Below are 14,720 nucleotides of genomic sequence, written 5' to 3' on the forward strand. Positions count from 1 at the left end.
ATTTCACGTACCTGGTAGGCTGAGCTCATGGAAACCAGGTGGCTGACCGCGGAGGAGCAGCGTGTGTGGCGTGCCTACCGGGATCTCAGCCTGCTGCTGGAGGACACCCTCGACCAGCGGTTACGGCACGACGCCGGGCTGAGTCACCTGTACTACTCAGTGCTGGTGTTCCTCTCCGAAGCGCCCGAGCGACGGCTGCGGATGACCGACCTCGCCGAGCACCTGAAGGTCGCCCGCAGCCGCCTGACCTACACCATCAGCCGCATGCAGGACGAGGGCTGGGTACGCCGCGAGGGCAGTCCGGGCGACAAGCGCGGCCAGCTCGCCGTGATGACCGACGCCGGCCTGGCGCTGCTGGAGCGCGCCGCCCCCGGCCACGTCGCCACCGTGCGCGCCGCAGTGTTCGACCGGCTCAGCCCCGACCAGGTCCGCGCCTTCGGCGAGGTCTGCGAGACGATCCTCACGGGCTTGACCGGCCCGGACCGCCCCGCGGACGCCAGCCTGCCCTGGCGCCGCTGACACTTGGCGCCAGGACGCGTCGACGAGTTGCCGCTGCTGGTCGCCGTCGTCGTTGCGGTCCCCTTCGCTCGCCAGCCGCCCGCGAAGTCGAGCAAACCTTCGGAGGCCACCGCACGATCACCGGCGACGTCGAAGGCCGCGATCGCGTCGGCGGGAAACCTGTGCGTGCCGACCGGGTCGACCCGCAGTCCGGCTGCGAGCAGCTCGAGACCTTCGTCGAAGTCGGTGTCGAAGCAGCGGAACGCGCCGGTCAGCGTGATCTCGCGGGTCACCACGACGTCGCCTGGCCACGCCGGGTCGTCCGGGCGGTCGGCGGGCACGGTCGAGGTCGTCGGCGGTGAGTCGAGGCCAACGGGAGTGGTCGCCGACGCTCTGCTCCTCCAACAGCACCCTGCCGTGCTGTGCCGTGAGTGCCGCCACCTCGGCCCGGAACGCCGCGTCCGCCGGACGCGACTCGTACGGCCCGCCGCCACCCGGGCCGTAGGGCGAGCCGTCGAGCGGCTCGACGAACAAGCCGCTCGCGGCAGTCAGCGCGACCGCACGGTTGCGCGCTTCCGACCGCATGTACCGGTCGTAGCCGAGCCCGTGCAGCCGTGGTCGTCGACGGGCGGCTTTACTCCGAAGTGGACGACTCCGCTGACCGCGGGGTCGCGGATGGTCAGCCCGGTCACACCGGAGTCCTCGGTGAACGCTTTCACGGCGGCGAGGTAGGCGACCTCCACCGAACCGTGGTCGCCGGACGCGTCCTCGGACCCGCGGTACGCGCCCCGGTCGTCGCGATCGGCGGGATCGTACTTGGTGATCCGGTGGACGTGCGGTGCGCTGATGATCGGCCGGGTCGCCCTTCGTACGCGTGGGTGATCGGCCTGAGCATGCGAGCCGAGCCAGCACGTCGACAACGACCCGATAACTATGAACGTCCTGTCATACCGCTGACCGAGCGTGGCAACGTCCTCACATGCCGATGACAGCGCATGCAGTCTTGGTTCGAGCACGTCCAAGGCGGCAGGCGCGTGGTCAGACCGGGTAGGGAGAGATACCGACGTACGCGGGATCGACGCGGAGCGCGATCCAAGTGCCCACATCGGGCAGACCCTCGATGCCGCCGAGTCCGATCATCGCGCCGTCCTGCTGCCCGTGACCGGCGAACGCGACACCATGACACGTCCACCACGAGCGGCGCTCTGACCATCCCACCGGCTGCCGAACGCGCAACCGTCCGCCCAGATTGCCGGGGCAGGCTCGGTCCTTGGCGGTCCGCAGGTGGCCGAGTGGCTGTGGGGTCTGGCAGCTTCCCGAGCAGGGTTTCCAAGCGCTCTATCTGGCGTTTTGTGTTTTACTTCGCCAAAGGTTCGCTACCTCTGGCGCGCAGTCGGCTACACTCCCTAGTCTCCGGCCGGTTCATGTAGTGAGATATCTTCATGGAAAGGTCTCTCGGCAAGTTGAGTGTCAGCGACTCGTGGAACCGGGCGAGTCGGCCACTGAAGGTCCTCATGGTGACGTTGCCGCTGGTCGGTGTCTGCCTGCTCACCCTCGGCTTCGCTGCGGATCAATTCGGCTGGTGGACGACTCGGCCATTCCTGACGAATCTCGTCTCGGGTGTGACATCAGCCTGCTTTGGAATCCCGTTCGCGTTGCTCTTCCTCGCGTCGTTCACCGCACACCAAGCCGAACAGCTGGAACGATCCAATGCACAGAGCCTGTTCGACGGCGCATTGGCCGCGTTCGCGGGTTGGGTGCGCCGTGTGACTTCGAGTCGGTCGCACGACCGCTTGGACATCGCGCTCGACTCCTTGACCACGCAAGTTCTCGACCGGCTCGAGCAAGTGACCGATGTGCGCGAAGGGGCGTCGCCGGATATTCCTGCTCTGGTCGACGCGTTATCCACTATGCATGAATTCTTGACACACAATTTCTCATTTCTGGTCGACATGGAGGAACATTGGGCCAGCACGTGCGCACAATGGCGTTTCCTCGACGACTACGTGAAACCACGCATGTACGAGCAGCAGTTGAGCTGGATCCGAGCGGACGCCGCAGCCCGGCTCGACACGATCCTGCGGGGTGAAGCGAACCCGTTCCTGCCGGTCATCCCCATGCGCGAGCACCTGCTTCCGCTCGCGATCGAAGCCACCGCCAGGCTAGTCGAGAACGACGTCGAAGACCTTTCCCCTGCTGTCGAGCAACAGCTTCATCAACTGCGGGACGCCATATTCTCACTACGCGGCAACCTGCCCCGATCCATGCGCCTCCGAGAAGCGCTGGCGATTGCCTGTGGGCAACAGTTCGAGATCGGTCTAGCGCCCGGTCGCGGATTGCGGCTTTGAGTACGCCCGGGTAACCGCTGACCGGTTCTTGCCGGCTTCCTGATTGAAGAATCCTGTGTAGCTGATGCGTAGGGCCCGGGTGTTGCTGGGCGCCAACGACCGTAGGTCCCACACGTCGCCGGTGAAGTACGTCTGCGGACGCGATCGATAACGTCCTGTCATACCGCTGACCGAGCGTTGCAACGTCCTCACATGCCGACGAGCGCGTGGCGTCACGTCGCGACGCCGGGGCAGAGGGCCAGTGCTCGACCGACCCGACCATCGATCTGCATCCGACGGGCAAGCTCGAGCATGTCGGAGCGTTCGTCCGGCCACACCGGCTGCTCGTCCTCGCACAGAAAATCAGCAAGAGCCTCAAGGGCGAGTCCGAACTCGTTGACGTCGATGAACTCGGCCACCTGACGCTGCTGGTCGTCTGAGAGCCGGCCACCAAGGCGGGTGCTAAGACCCCGCATGCACGCAGCGATCTCTTCGTACCAAGTGCTGTTCACCGGGATGATGGTCCCAGAAAGCTCAGTAGGCGCGCTCACCTGCCGATGAGCGGCCAACCTCGGCCGGCTCGCGTACTGCCGGTGTCCTGCACCCCGTGCCCGCCGGGCCACGGCGGCGGCCGACGCCCGCGACACCGGCCGAAGGCTCGCCACGATCTTCGGCTCGGCCGAAGAGTGGGTGTCCTCGCTGAGCCGGCCGCGGTGGCCGGACCGCTCAACCCGGCTCCGGGACCATCCCGAGATCGGCGAACGGCTGGATCGCGGCCAGTGCTCGCTCTGTCGGGCCGCCGGGGTCGGCCCGGAACAGCACCAGCCGCTGGCCCGGTTCCTGGCCCGGAAGCACGGCGCAGCGCAGCTCAAGCCGGGAACGCGCGTGAAGGATGACCTTCGGGCCCGGCCGCAGCAGGCCTACGTGGTGGCGCTCCCACAACTCGGTGAACGAGGCGCTGGCCGCCCGCAGCCGGCGGACGAACTGTGTGGAGGCCTGGTCCGCGGCCCGCACGCCGACGGCCAGGCGCAGGTCCGCCGCATAGGCCTGGCTGGTCTGCTCCTGCTCTTCGGGAGGAGCGACGGAGTCACGCCAGGCCTGATCGACGAACCACCGCCAGACGATGTTCCGGTCGAGGCCGCTCCCGTCGGCGAAGGAGCCGTAGATCCGGGCGCTGAGGGCGTTCTGGGCCAGCACGGCGCCGAGGTCGTCGGTGATCAGGCCGATCGTCGTGGGCCCCAGCGAGTGGAGCGCGGTCAGCAGGCTGGGATCAGCCGGCGAGGGCCCGGACACCGGGTGCCGGGGCGGCGCGTGCCCGGCGAGGGTGTAGAGATGGCCGGTCTCGTCGCCGGTCAGGCGAAGCGCCCGGGCCAGCGCACTGAGCACCGACACGGACGGTTGAGGGCCGCGAGCCTGCTCAAGCCGCTCGTAGTAGTTGGCCGACATCGCGCTCAGCTGAGCGACCTCTTCCCGGCGCAGCCCGGGGGTGCGACGCCGGTGGCCGGCGGTGAGGCCGACGTCCGCCGGAGTGAGGGCTTCCCGGCGCCGGCGCAGGAAGTCACCGAGCGCCGGACGGTCCATCCGCAAGCCAGGCGACACGTGCCGCTCCGGTGGTTGCCGCGTCATGATCCCAGGCTACCGCCGCCGCCGCCGGACCGGGCCGGCTCCGGACGGCCGCCACAGCGAGCGTGCCGTAGCCCCGGATCGGCAGTCCGTGGCTGCGCTCCCCCGGCGTTGCCATGCTCGAAGGATGCCGAAACGAATATTGATATCGGGTGCCAGCGTGGCGGGCCCGGCCCTCGCCGGTTGGCTGGGCCGTTCCGGCTGGGAGACGACGGTGGTGGAGGCCGCCCCGGCACTGCGCCGCGGCGGTTATGCCGTCGATTTCCGGGGCGCGACCCACCTCGAGGTCCTGCGGCGAATGGGGGTTCTCGAGGCCGTTCGCGGCAGCCGGACAGGTGGCCGGACGACCCGCTTCGTCCGTCAGTCCGGGGAAACCATCCTGACGATGCCGCCGGAATTCACCGGCGGAGATCTGGAGATTCCCCGCTCGGCCCTGTCCCGGTTGCTCTACGAGCGAAGCCGGGAACACGTCGATTACGTCTTCGGCGACAAGATGACGAGCATCGTCCAGGACGCGGACGGCGTCGAGGTGACATTCCTGCACGGCTCCCCGCGGCGATTCGACCTCGTGATCGGCGCGGACGGAATGCACTCCGGAGTGCGGCGCATCGCCTTCGGGCCGGAGGAGGACTACGTCACCGGCCTGGGCTACCGCATCGCCGGCTGGGACGTCCCGGCGGTGGCGGATCTGCACGGCGAGACCCTGGTCCACAACGCTCCCGGGACCCTGGTCAGCGTCTTCCCGGACGCGGAGGACCCGTCCCGGGCCAACGTGCTGTGCCTGTACGCGGCGGAAACCGCCCCTTTGGATCTCGAGGAGCAGTTGCGCGAACTCCGGCGGAGGTTCGCCGGCCACGGCTGGCTCGTGCCGTCGCTTTTGGACGGTCTGGCGGGCGCAACGGACGTGTACTGCGACACCATCGCCCGCGTCGACGTACCCCGCTGGCGGAACGGGCGAGTGGCGTTGCTGGGTGACGCGGCCTGCGGAGCGACCTTGACCGGGATGGGTACGGGAACCGCTGTCGTGGGTGCCTACGTTCTGGCGCACGAGATAGCGGCCGCGGGACCCGATTTCGAGACCGCGTTCGCGAGGTACGAAAGCAGTCTTCGCCCGTACGCCCGGCGCGGTCAGGCGGGCGCGGGAAAGGCGGTGAAGATGCTCGTCCCCACGAGCGGGGCGGCGATCTGGCTGCGCGACCGGTTCCTGTCGACCGCCTTGGGACGCAAGCTCGCCCTCCGGGACGCCAGCAAGGAAGCCGAAGTTTTTCGCCTGCCCGACTACCGGACCGTACGGACCACGCGGTGACGCCTCCGGCAGCGTCCCGGTCGCGGCGCTAGCCGTCTTGCCCGTCCCCTTTCACCACAGTCCCTTTCACCACCGTGAGGAAACCACCATGAAGATCTCCGCAGTGAAGCGCGTCCTGGCCGTTCTCGCCGCCGCCGTCGTGGGTGTCACCGCCCTGAGCGGCAGCGCGTTCGCCGACCACCGCCAATCCGGGCACGGGGGTCCCGGCATTGTGTCGGCCTGGGCGTCGGCGTGGAACGGTACCGACCCGCAGGCGCTGGCGAAGCTGTTCACCCCCGACGCCACCTACACCGACTTCGGCGTCAACGTGGTCTCGACGGGCCGGGCCGGGGTCGCCTCCTGGAAGCAGCGCACCGACCTGTTGATCGCGAACGTGCACGTCACGGTCAAGGAGTCGTTCCGCGGCGGCGACCACATCGCCGTCGAGACCGTCTACTCAGGACAGATCCACGGCGCGCCGGCACCCTTCGCGGTGCCCGCCACGACGATTCTCGAACTGCGGCAGGGCCTGATCGTCAGTGACCGGGACTACTACAGCCTCGCCACCCTGCTCGCCCAGTCCGGCCTGCCCGCCACCTGGACCCCGCCGACCGCCTGACGGGCTGCGGCAGCGGCGGCGGGATGCCCCTCCATGCCCGGCGAAGAACACCGGCACGGTCACCGACGAGCAGTGCGAGGCTGCTCACCACGCTTAGGCACCGGACTTGTAGTCGGCGTCCATCGCCGCCAGGACCTTGTCCGGGGTCGACTGCTTGCTGAAGATCTCCTGGATACCGGTGAGCATGGTCTGCTGGACCTTCGGGCTGGGCCACAGCTGATCCATGAACGGGACCGTCTTGTTCTGGTTGAGGTAGGCCGACAGCTCGGTGAGCGACGGGTCCAGCTTGTAGCCGGTGTCCGGCAGTGCCGGGAGACCACCCTGCTTCTCCGCGAACAGGTTCATGCCCTGCGGCGACTCCACGAAGCTGATGAACTTCATCGCCAGTTCCGGGTTCTTCGCTTTCGCGTTGACGCCGTAGCCCGCGCCGGCCGCCGCGGGGACGATGGTCTGGGCCGGGTTGTCGGTGGCCGGGACCGGCTTGAGGACGAACGTGCCGGCCGGGTTCTGTTTCTTGAGGAGCGAAATCACCCAGTTGCCCTGGATGATGCCCAGCGTTCTGCCGGTCGCGGCCAGCTTCTGGCTGGCCTCGTAGCTGGTGCCGAGCGGGTTGTCCTGGAAGCACCCCGCTTGGCTCATCTCGCCGTACTCGGCGAACGCGGCGGCCCACGGCGAACTCGCGAATGACGTCTGGCCGGCGGCCATCTTCTTCTCGAAGTCGCGCTGCGGGCCGTAGACGAGGGTGGCGGCCAGCGGGTACAGGGCGACCTGGGTGACCCAGTTGTCCTGGATGCCGAGCGCGAACGCAGGCGTGCCCTTCTCCTTGGCCGCGCGGCAGAACGCGAGCAGCTCGGTCCACGTCGTCGGCGTCGTCAGACCCGCTTTGCTCAGCGCCTCCTGGTTGTAGACCGCGCCGATGCCGTTGATGCCGTAGATCGCGTTGTAGGTCTTGCCCTGGTACTGGGCGACATCGCTGACCACCTTCGGGAACTTCGCGACCCACGGCTGGTCGGACAGGTCCTTGAGGTAGCCGCCCTTGGCCAGGACCGTGACCGTGCCGGGGTTGCCGTTGCCCGGCCACACCGACATCACGTCCGGGGCCGTGCCGGACGCGAGCTGGGTGCGGATCTGCTGCTGGAACTGGTCGGCGCCACTGGTCGTGAAGTTCACCTTCACGCCGGGGTTGGCCGCCTCGAACGCCTTGACGACGTCCTCGATCGAGCCCTGGTCGACCGAGGCCAGCGAGAGCGTCTGCGCGCCGCCGCCGCTCGCGGCGTTGGTGCCGCCGCTGCAGGCGACCAGCGTGGCGCCGGTCGTCACGGCGAGCAGGACGTGGCGGATGTTCATGGCAGCTCCTTCGAGAAGGTGGCGGTGACGACGTGGTGGCCGGAGGTCAGCCGGTGGGTGCTCGCCGGGCCGGTGGCGGGGATTTCCAGCACGGCGGTGGCCCCCGGCGGGACGTCCGCGGTGACGGTGATCCGGTCGCCGTCGAGGGACCAGCCGCAGGCGACCCGGCCGCGGGCGGTTTCCTGCTCGGCCCGGGCCCAGGTCAGCGTGCCGCCGGGCAGGGGCCGCAGCAGGAGTTCGGAGTAGGCGACGGAGTCCGGCGTCTGGTCGATGCCGGCGACGCGGCCGAAGAGCCAGTCGCCCACGCTGCCGAGGCTGTAGTGGTTGAACGAGTTCATCGCCGCGGCCTGGAAGCCGCCGTGCTCGGTCCAGCCGTCCCAGCGTTCCCAGATCGTGGTGGCGCCGTGGCGGATCGAGTAGCCCCACGACGGGAACTCCTCCTGCTGCAGCAACGCATACGCCAGGTCGGCGCGGCCGTGGTCGGCCAGCACCGGGCACAGCAACGCCACCCCGACGAAGCCGGTCGTGAGCCGGTTGCCGCGCTTCTCGACGTCGGCGGCGAGGTGGTCGGCGGCGGCTGGGACCAGCTCTTCCGGGACCAGGCCGAACGCCAGCGCCAGCAGGTAGGCGGTCTGCGTGCTACCCTCGACCGCACCATCTTCGTCCACATAGGACTCGATGAAGGCAGCCCGGATCGCCGCGTGCAGGGCCCGGTGCCCGGCCGCGAGATCGGCCCGTCCCAGCACTTCGGCGGCGTCGGCGACGATCTCTGCGCTGCGCGCGAAGTAGGCCGTCGAAACCACGTCACGCGGTGTGGTGACGTCGATCTGCAGCCAGTCGCCGTACGAGTTGCCGGTCCGGTTCCGCCAGCGCAGGTTCGGGTTGTGGCGGTGGATGTGCGCCACCCAGGCGACCATCGCGTCGAAACACCGCTCCAGCACGCGGCGGTCGCCGTAGGTGCGGTACAGGTGCCACGGGATGATCACCCCCGCGTCACCCCAGGCCGGGGCCGCCTCGCGGGGCATCGCGATGCGCGGGGCGACGTCGCCGAACGCACCGTCGGCGTCCTGGCCGTCGACGACATCGGCCAGCCAGCGGGCGAAGAACGCGGAGACGTCGGCGTTGCGGCTCGCGGTCGGAGCGAAGATCTGGGCGTCGCCGAGCCAGCCGAGGCGTTCGTCACGCTGCGGGCAGTCGGTGGGCACCGCGACGAAGTTGCCGCGCTGGCCCCAGGAAATGTTGGCCTGCAGCTGGTTGACCATCGGGTCGGAGCACTCGAACTTCCCGGTCCACGGCGTGTCGTTGTGCAACACGCGGGCCACGACGTCGTCCGCCGCGAGGGCGTATCCGCTGACTTCGAGGTACCGGAAGCCGTGCACGGTGAACCGCGGCTCGAACACTTCGAGGGGGTCGCCACCGCACACGTAGCTGTCGGTCGCCGTGGCCCGCCGGAGGTTCGCCACGTACAGCTCGCCGTCGTCGAGGATCTCGGCGTGCCGGAAAAGAATCCGTTGTCCCGCGGCACCGTCGCGGACGGTCTGCCGCACCCGGCCGACGAGGTTCTGTCCGAAGTCGACGATGAACCGGCCGGGTTCCCGCTCCACCACGGAGATCGGTGCCACCTCGCGCGTGACGCGGATCGGTTCGCCGGGCTCGGCCACCAGCGGGCCCGGCTCGACGCCGAGCACGGCCACCGGCTGACCGGGTCCGTCCACAACGGACGCGTCGACGTGCTCACCCACCAGCAGGTCCGCGAACCGGACCGCGCCCGGCCGCTCGGTCCAGGCGGAGTCCGTGGCCACCACTTGGCGGGAGCCGTCGGCGAAGTCGACGACGAGCTGGGCGAAGAACCCCGGCTGTTCGCCGTAGTGGCGCGCGGGACGCCGCTCGTCGAAGCCGACGAACCCCGACCACCAGCCGTCGGCGACGACCGCGCCCAGCACGTTCTCGCCGGTCCGCAGCAGCGAGGTGACGTCGTAGGTCTGGTACTGCAGCCGGTGGTGGTACTCGGTCCACCCCGGCGCCAGCTCGACGTCGCCGATGCGGGCACCGTTCAGCGACGCCTCGTAAACGCCGTGCGCGGTGGCGTAGAGCCGAGCCCGCACCGGCTCCCGCGACAGCGAGAACTCCCGCCGCAGGTTCAGCGGCGGCGCACCGAGCGGCTGGTCGTGATCGGTCGGCGGGTCGAACACCGGCTGCGCGTGCGGATCGCGGCCGATCCAGGCGGCCGTCCAGTCGTCGCGGTGCAGCAAGCCGGTTTCGAACCAGCTTTCCGCCGTCCCCGCGGCGGCTCCCGTCTCGTCCCAGAGCTCGACACGCCAGTGGTACCGGGTGGCCGAGCGCAGGACCGGGCCGTCCCACGGCACCAGCACGCCGTCGCCGGATTCGCGGCGGCCGCTGTCCCACCGCAGCCGCGCGGGATCGCCGAGGTCGGCCGCGCGTTCGGCGGCGGTGATCCGGTAGGCGCTCTGCGCGGCGCCGTGACGGTCGCTCGCCAGCCGCCACGACAGCCGCGGGCGCGGCTCGCCGAGCCCGAGGGGCTCGTGGCACTGTTCGGTGCGCAGTCCGTACGGCGTCAGCGTGTCCGTCATCCTTTGAGCCCTCCGGCGAAACCGTTGATGATGCTGCGTTGCAGGGCGAAGTAGACGACCAGGATCGGCACGATGCTGATCACCAGTGCGGCGAAGATCAGGTTCCAGTCGGATACGTACTGCCCGACGAACCCGGCGATGGCGACCGGCAGCGTCTGCTGGGCGCCGCCGCTGAGATACAGGAGCGGGGTGAAGAAGTCGTTCCACACCGCGACCGCGTTGAGCACCAGCGCGGTCACGGTCACCGGCTTGAGCATCGGCAGCACGACGTACCGGAAGCCCTGCAGGGTGGTGCAGCCGTCGATCAGCGCCGCGTCTTCGAACTCGCGCGGGACCGCGCGCAGGAAGCCGACGTACAGGAACGTCGTGAACGGCACCTGCAGCCCGGAGTAGAACAGGATCAGTGCCCACGGCGTGCCGAGCAGGCCGAGGTCGCGCATGGTCTGGTAGAGCGGCAGCGCGGCCAGCTGGAACGGCAGCACCAGGCCGAGCATGATCAGCAGGAACGTCCACCGCGACCAGCGGGCGGCCACCCGGGCGAGCGGGTAGGCCGCGAGCGCCGAGACGGCGAGGATGATCACCACGGACCCCGCGGTGACCAGGACGCTGTTGGCCAGCGCCCCGCCGAGCGCGCCCTGCTGCCAGGCCTGCGTGAAGTTGCCGAAGGTCGGCGAGGTGGTCGGCGCGATCGGCGACGAGGTGTCCGACGGCTGCCGGATCGCCAGGTTGACCAGCACGTACACCGGGAACGCGAAGACCAGCCCGACGGCGATCATCACCAGTTCGAGGATGAGTGTGCGGGCGCGGTAGCGGTTCACGACACGGCCTTTTCAGCTCGCGACAGCCCGAAGTACTGCCCGGCCGAGGCCACCGACACGACGAGCGTCAGCACTACCGCGAGCGCGATGCTGTAGCCGAACTCCCCGAGCGTGAAGGCGTCCTTGTAGATCAGGGTCGAGAGCGTGTCGGTCGCGTGCCCCGGGCCGCCGCCGGTCAGCGCGTAGACCTGGTCGAACAGCTTGATCCCGCCGATGATCGACAGCATCAGGTTGATCGTGAACGCCGGGGCGAGCAGCGGCCGCGTCACCGACCAGAACCGGCGGACCGCACCGGCGCCGTCGATGGCCGCCGCTTCGTGGATCTCGCGGGGCACCGACTGCAGCCCGGCCAGGAAGATGACCATCGAATAGCCGGCGAACTGCCACACGATCACCCCGACCACCGACCACAGCGCGATGTCCGGGTCGCCGAGCCAGTCCTGCCGCCACGAGCCGAGGCCCACCGCGTCGAGCAGGCTGTTCACCGCGCCGTCCGGGCCGAGGATGTTGCGCCACAGGTAGGCGGACACGATCGGCGTGACCACCGCCGGCGCGAACAGCAGCACTCGCAGGACGTTGCGGGACTTGATCACGCTGTTGACGCCGAGCGCGAGCAGCAGGCCGACGCCGTTCTGGATCACCGTGATCGCCACGGCGATCACCAGCGTGTGCCAGAGGGCCTGGGTGGCCGCGGGATCGTCCGCCATCTCGGCGAAGTTGCCGAACCCGACCCAGGAGAAGCCCGGCGAGAGGCCGTCCCAGTCGGTGAAGGCGTAGTAGACGCCGCGGGCACTGGGCACCAGCACCACGAACGCGAACAGCAGCAGAGCCGGCACGGTGAACCACCACGGGGCACCCCGCCGGACCACCGGGCCGCGCCGGCGGGCCGGTTCGGCCGAGACCTTCGTGTGCGGTTCCTTGATGGCGACAGTCATCGGCGCCCACCTTGTTTGAACGTTTCAAATTGACGGTCAGTGCGTCGGCTTGCGCTCCGAAGGCTTTGGGTAACGTTGCCCACTGTGGGGTGCGGACGACTTTAAAAGCCGCGCGGTTGTGAGTCAAGACACCTGGTTCCGGGCTTGCGTGCGACAGGTAACGTTTCCCACATGGATCGAGCAGAGCCGCAGCGGCGGGTGACGATCGTCGACGTCGCGCGCCACGCGGGCGTGTCGACGACCGCGGTGTCGAAAGTCCTGCGCAACGCCTACGGCGCGAGCCCCGCGATGCGCGCGAAGGTGCAGCAGGCGATCGAAGAGCTGGGTTACCGCCCGTACGCCGCCGCCCGGGGGCTGCGCGGCCAGACCTACACCATCGGCGTCATGCTGCCGGACATCCGGAACCCGTTCTTCCCGGAGATCCTCGACGGCCTCACCGACACGCTGCGCGACACCGACTACCACGTGCTGCTCGGCCCCAGCTGCGACAGCGAAAAGGACGAAGCCAAGCTCACCGACGCGATGGTCGACCGGGGCATGGACGGCCTCGTCCTCATCGCCCCGGTGATGTCGAAGGCACGCCTCGAACGCCTGGCCAAGACCGTCCCGGCCGTCGTGGTGGGGCGGCACACGCGGTCGGCGCACTACGACACGGTGACCGACGACGACACGACCGGCGCCGAACTCGTCGTCGACCACCTCGCCGGCCTCGGCCACCGCCGGATCGCCCACATCGAGCACCACGAGACCGACCCGGCCCGGCTCGCCGAGATGCCCAACGCGGTCCGCGCCGACGGCTACCGGAAGGCCATGCTGGACCGGGGTTTGCCGGTCGACATCGTCTCGACCAGCTACACCCAGGACGGCGGCTACCGCGGCGCCCAGCAGATCCTCGCCCGCCCGGACCGGCCGACGGCGATCTTCGCGGGCGCCGACATCGTCGCCATGGGCGTGCTGACCGCGCTCAGCGAAGCGGGTCTGTCCGTCCCCGACGACATTTCCCTCGCCGGCTACGACAACACGAGTTTCGCTGCCCTCGGCCCGATTTCGCTCACCAGCGTCGACCAGGCCGGGCACCACATCGGCACCGCCGCCGCCCGGCTCCTGCTGGAACGCATCGCCGATCGCACGCGGCCCGCGGCCCAGATCAAGCTGTCTCCGACTCTGGTTCCCCGGCGCACCACCGCTCCCCCGCGCTGACCTCCGCTGCCGGGAGCGCGGCGAGGGCCTTCTCGATGGCTGCCACGATGTCCAAGGGCGCGTGGCTCAGCGGATCGCGCAGCCGCCGCCCAGGCGTCCACCGGGGTCGTGCGGCGGCTCGTTCCGGGTCGATCGAGGCGATCGCCGCCAGGACCGCCTGGTACGCCTCGACGATGGTGGCGAGATCGCTGTCGAGCCCGAGCGCGGCGCGCGGCGACGTGGGCGCGCGGAATGACGGCGGGCACCACCATCGGGACGATTCACCGTGCGGAGTCCCGCACGACCAGCTCGGGCGAGAACTCGATCCGCGGACGCGGCTCGGCGACACTGTCTCCGGCCGAGCCGAGCGCGTCGATCTCGGCGAAGAGCAGGTCGGCCACCGCGGTGCCCAGCTCGGCGTGCGGGGTCCGGATGGTGGTGAGCGGCACGATGGTGGACCGGGCGAACTCGATGTCGTCGTAGCCGACGACGGCGATGTCGGCCGGCACGCGGACGTCCTTCGACGACACGAAGGCCTGGACGACCCCGATGGCCAGCAGGTCGTTCGCACAGAACAGCGCATCGGGACGCGCGCCGGGGGGCCGGCTCGCGATCGCGTTCGCGCAGGCGATCCCGGCCTCGACCGAGCGCTCGGGCACCGGGAGGACTTCCAGGGTGACGCCGGGCGCCGCGTGGACCGCCGACAGCGCGCCGTTGAGCCGGTCGGCCACCTGCTTCAGCTCGAGCGACGACGAAACGAACCCGATGCGCCGGCGGCCCAGCTCGATCAGGTGGGCCGCCGCCAGCTTGCCGCCGGCGACGTGGTCGATCGACACCGACGCCTGTGCGGGCGACTCCGCGCGGCGCGCGCTGAGCACGCTGGCGATCCCGAAGGAGCGCATCCGGGCCAGCTCGGCCTCGACGTTGCCGACCGGGGCGATGATCACGCCGCTGACCTGTTGTTTCGCGAACAGCTGCAGGTAGCTGCGCTCGCGCTGCTCGGAGCCGGTGTCGTTGGCCATCAGCATGTACATGCCTTCGGCCGACACCCGCTGCTCGATGGCCGCGGCGATCTCGGGCGTCGTGGCCCCGGCGAGCTCGAAGGCGATGTAGCCGATCACCGGGTTCACGCCGGTCCGGAGCCTGCGGGCAGCGTCGTTCGGGACGAACCCCAGCGCGTCGACGGCCCGCTGGATCCGCTGCCGGGTGCCGTCCGACAGCTTGCGCGGCTTGTGGAAGTAGTTCGACACCGAGGCCGGCGAGACCCGCGCCAGCTCGGCGACGTCGCGAATCGTGACCCTGTTCAGCCGACCGTTCCTCTCGCGACGCCGTGGACCTCGCAGCCCATGTTAGTGCAGGCCGGGCCGCCCGCTGGCCAGGGCGAACACTCGGCGCGTGGCCGGTATGGGACAACCGCTTGCCCAGCACCGCGGCACGTCCCCAAGATGCGCACTGGCCCCGGTTCCCGGCCGCACCACCGAGTTCGTCGCATGACTGT

The 14,720-nt window shown here is 69.6% G+C and carries 13 protein-coding genes; 5 read left to right on the forward strand and 8 right to left on the reverse strand.

Annotation, left to right across the window (positions count from 1 at the left end; all coding sequences use genetic code 11):
* Positions 1–27: 27 nt before the first annotated feature.
* Positions 28–519 (forward strand): MarR family transcriptional regulator, encoded by a 492-nt coding sequence (locus tag AB0M30_RS13555; RefSeq protein WP_364583752.1) that lies wholly within the window; start codon positions 28–30, stop codon positions 517–519.
* Between the two features lie 527 nt (positions 520–1,046).
* Here AB0M30_RS13555 and AB0M30_RS13560 read toward each other — a convergent pair.
* The gene (locus AB0M30_RS13560; RefSeq protein ID WP_364583754.1) at positions 1,047–1,520 is read right to left on the reverse strand and encodes a hypothetical protein; all 474 of its coding nucleotides are present in this window, start codon (positions 1,518–1,520) and stop codon (positions 1,047–1,049) included.
* Between the two features lie 495 nt (positions 1,521–2,015).
* Between AB0M30_RS13560 and AB0M30_RS13565 the strand changes: the two genes are divergently transcribed.
* Entirely contained in the window at positions 2,016–2,846 is an 831-nt protein-coding gene (locus tag AB0M30_RS13565; RefSeq protein ID WP_364583756.1) for a hypothetical protein, read from the forward strand.
* Between the two features lie 212 nt (positions 2,847–3,058).
* Here the strand turns inward: AB0M30_RS13565 and AB0M30_RS13570 are convergent, their stop codons facing one another.
* Together AB0M30_RS13570 and AB0M30_RS13575 are read right to left on the reverse strand one after the other, a co-directional pair.
* Entirely contained in the window at positions 3,059–3,337 is a 279-nt protein-coding gene (locus AB0M30_RS13570) for a MafI family immunity protein (RefSeq protein ID WP_364583758.1), read from the reverse strand.
* 214 nt (positions 3,338–3,551) lie between these two features.
* Positions 3,552–4,451: a helix-turn-helix transcriptional regulator gene (locus tag AB0M30_RS13575; protein WP_364583761.1), complete on the reverse strand. Its 900-nt coding sequence runs from the start codon at positions 4,449–4,451 to the stop codon at positions 3,552–3,554.
* 124 nt (positions 4,452–4,575) lie between these two features.
* Between AB0M30_RS13575 and AB0M30_RS13580 the strand changes: the two genes are divergently transcribed.
* Both AB0M30_RS13580 and AB0M30_RS13585 read left to right on the forward strand, forming a co-directional pair.
* Positions 4,576–5,754 carry an FAD-dependent monooxygenase gene (locus AB0M30_RS13580; protein WP_364583763.1) on the forward strand — a complete coding sequence of 393 codons (1,179 nt, stop codon included), beginning with the start codon at positions 4,576–4,578 and terminating at the stop codon, positions 5,752–5,754.
* Between the two features lie 88 nt (positions 5,755–5,842).
* Complete coding sequence (locus AB0M30_RS13585) at positions 5,843–6,352, forward strand: nuclear transport factor 2 family protein (protein WP_364583765.1); 510 nt, start codon at positions 5,843–5,845, stop codon at positions 6,350–6,352.
* 93 nt (positions 6,353–6,445) lie between these two features.
* Here the strand turns inward: AB0M30_RS13585 and AB0M30_RS13590 are convergent, their stop codons facing one another.
* Genes AB0M30_RS13590 through AB0M30_RS13605 form a run of 4 tightly spaced genes read right to left on the reverse strand, consistent with a single transcriptional unit; the run spans position 6,446 to position 12,043 of the window.
* Complete coding sequence (locus AB0M30_RS13590; protein WP_364583768.1) at positions 6,446–7,699, reverse strand: extracellular solute-binding protein; 1,254 nt, start codon at positions 7,697–7,699, stop codon at positions 6,446–6,448.
* On the reverse strand, positions 7,696–10,290 hold the full coding sequence (locus tag AB0M30_RS13595; RefSeq protein ID WP_364583770.1) for a family 78 glycoside hydrolase catalytic domain: 2,595 nt from the start codon (positions 10,288–10,290) through the stop codon (positions 7,696–7,698). Before AB0M30_RS13595 ends, AB0M30_RS13590 begins: the two co-directional genes overlap by 4 nt.
* Positions 10,287–11,108, reverse strand: a complete 822-nt coding sequence (locus AB0M30_RS13600) for a carbohydrate ABC transporter permease (protein WP_364583773.1) — start codon at positions 11,106–11,108, stop codon at positions 10,287–10,289. Before AB0M30_RS13600 ends, AB0M30_RS13595 begins: the two co-directional genes overlap by 4 nt.
* On the reverse strand, positions 11,105–12,043 hold the full coding sequence (locus tag AB0M30_RS13605; RefSeq protein WP_364583776.1) for a sugar ABC transporter permease: 939 nt from the start codon (positions 12,041–12,043) through the stop codon (positions 11,105–11,107). The genes AB0M30_RS13600 and AB0M30_RS13605 overlap by 4 nt, the downstream gene beginning before the upstream one ends.
* A gap of 171 nt (positions 12,044–12,214) precedes the next feature.
* On the opposite strand from AB0M30_RS13605, the gene AB0M30_RS13610 reads away from it, so the two are divergent.
* Positions 12,215–13,243 (forward strand): LacI family DNA-binding transcriptional regulator, encoded by a 1,029-nt coding sequence (locus AB0M30_RS13610; RefSeq protein WP_364583779.1) that lies wholly within the window; start codon positions 12,215–12,217, stop codon positions 13,241–13,243.
* Positions 13,244–13,503: 260 nt separating this feature from the next.
* Here the strand turns inward: AB0M30_RS13610 and AB0M30_RS13615 are convergent, their stop codons facing one another.
* The gene (locus tag AB0M30_RS13615; RefSeq protein WP_364583979.1) at positions 13,504–14,565 is read right to left on the reverse strand and encodes a LacI family DNA-binding transcriptional regulator; all 1,062 of its coding nucleotides are present in this window, start codon (positions 14,563–14,565) and stop codon (positions 13,504–13,506) included.
* Between the last annotated feature and the right edge of the window lie 155 nt (positions 14,566–14,720).

Origin of the sequence: Amycolatopsis sp. NPDC051716 (assembly GCF_040681595.1) — a bacterium.
In the GTDB taxonomy this organism is placed as follows: Bacteria; Actinomycetota; Actinomycetes; order Mycobacteriales; family Pseudonocardiaceae; genus Amycolatopsis.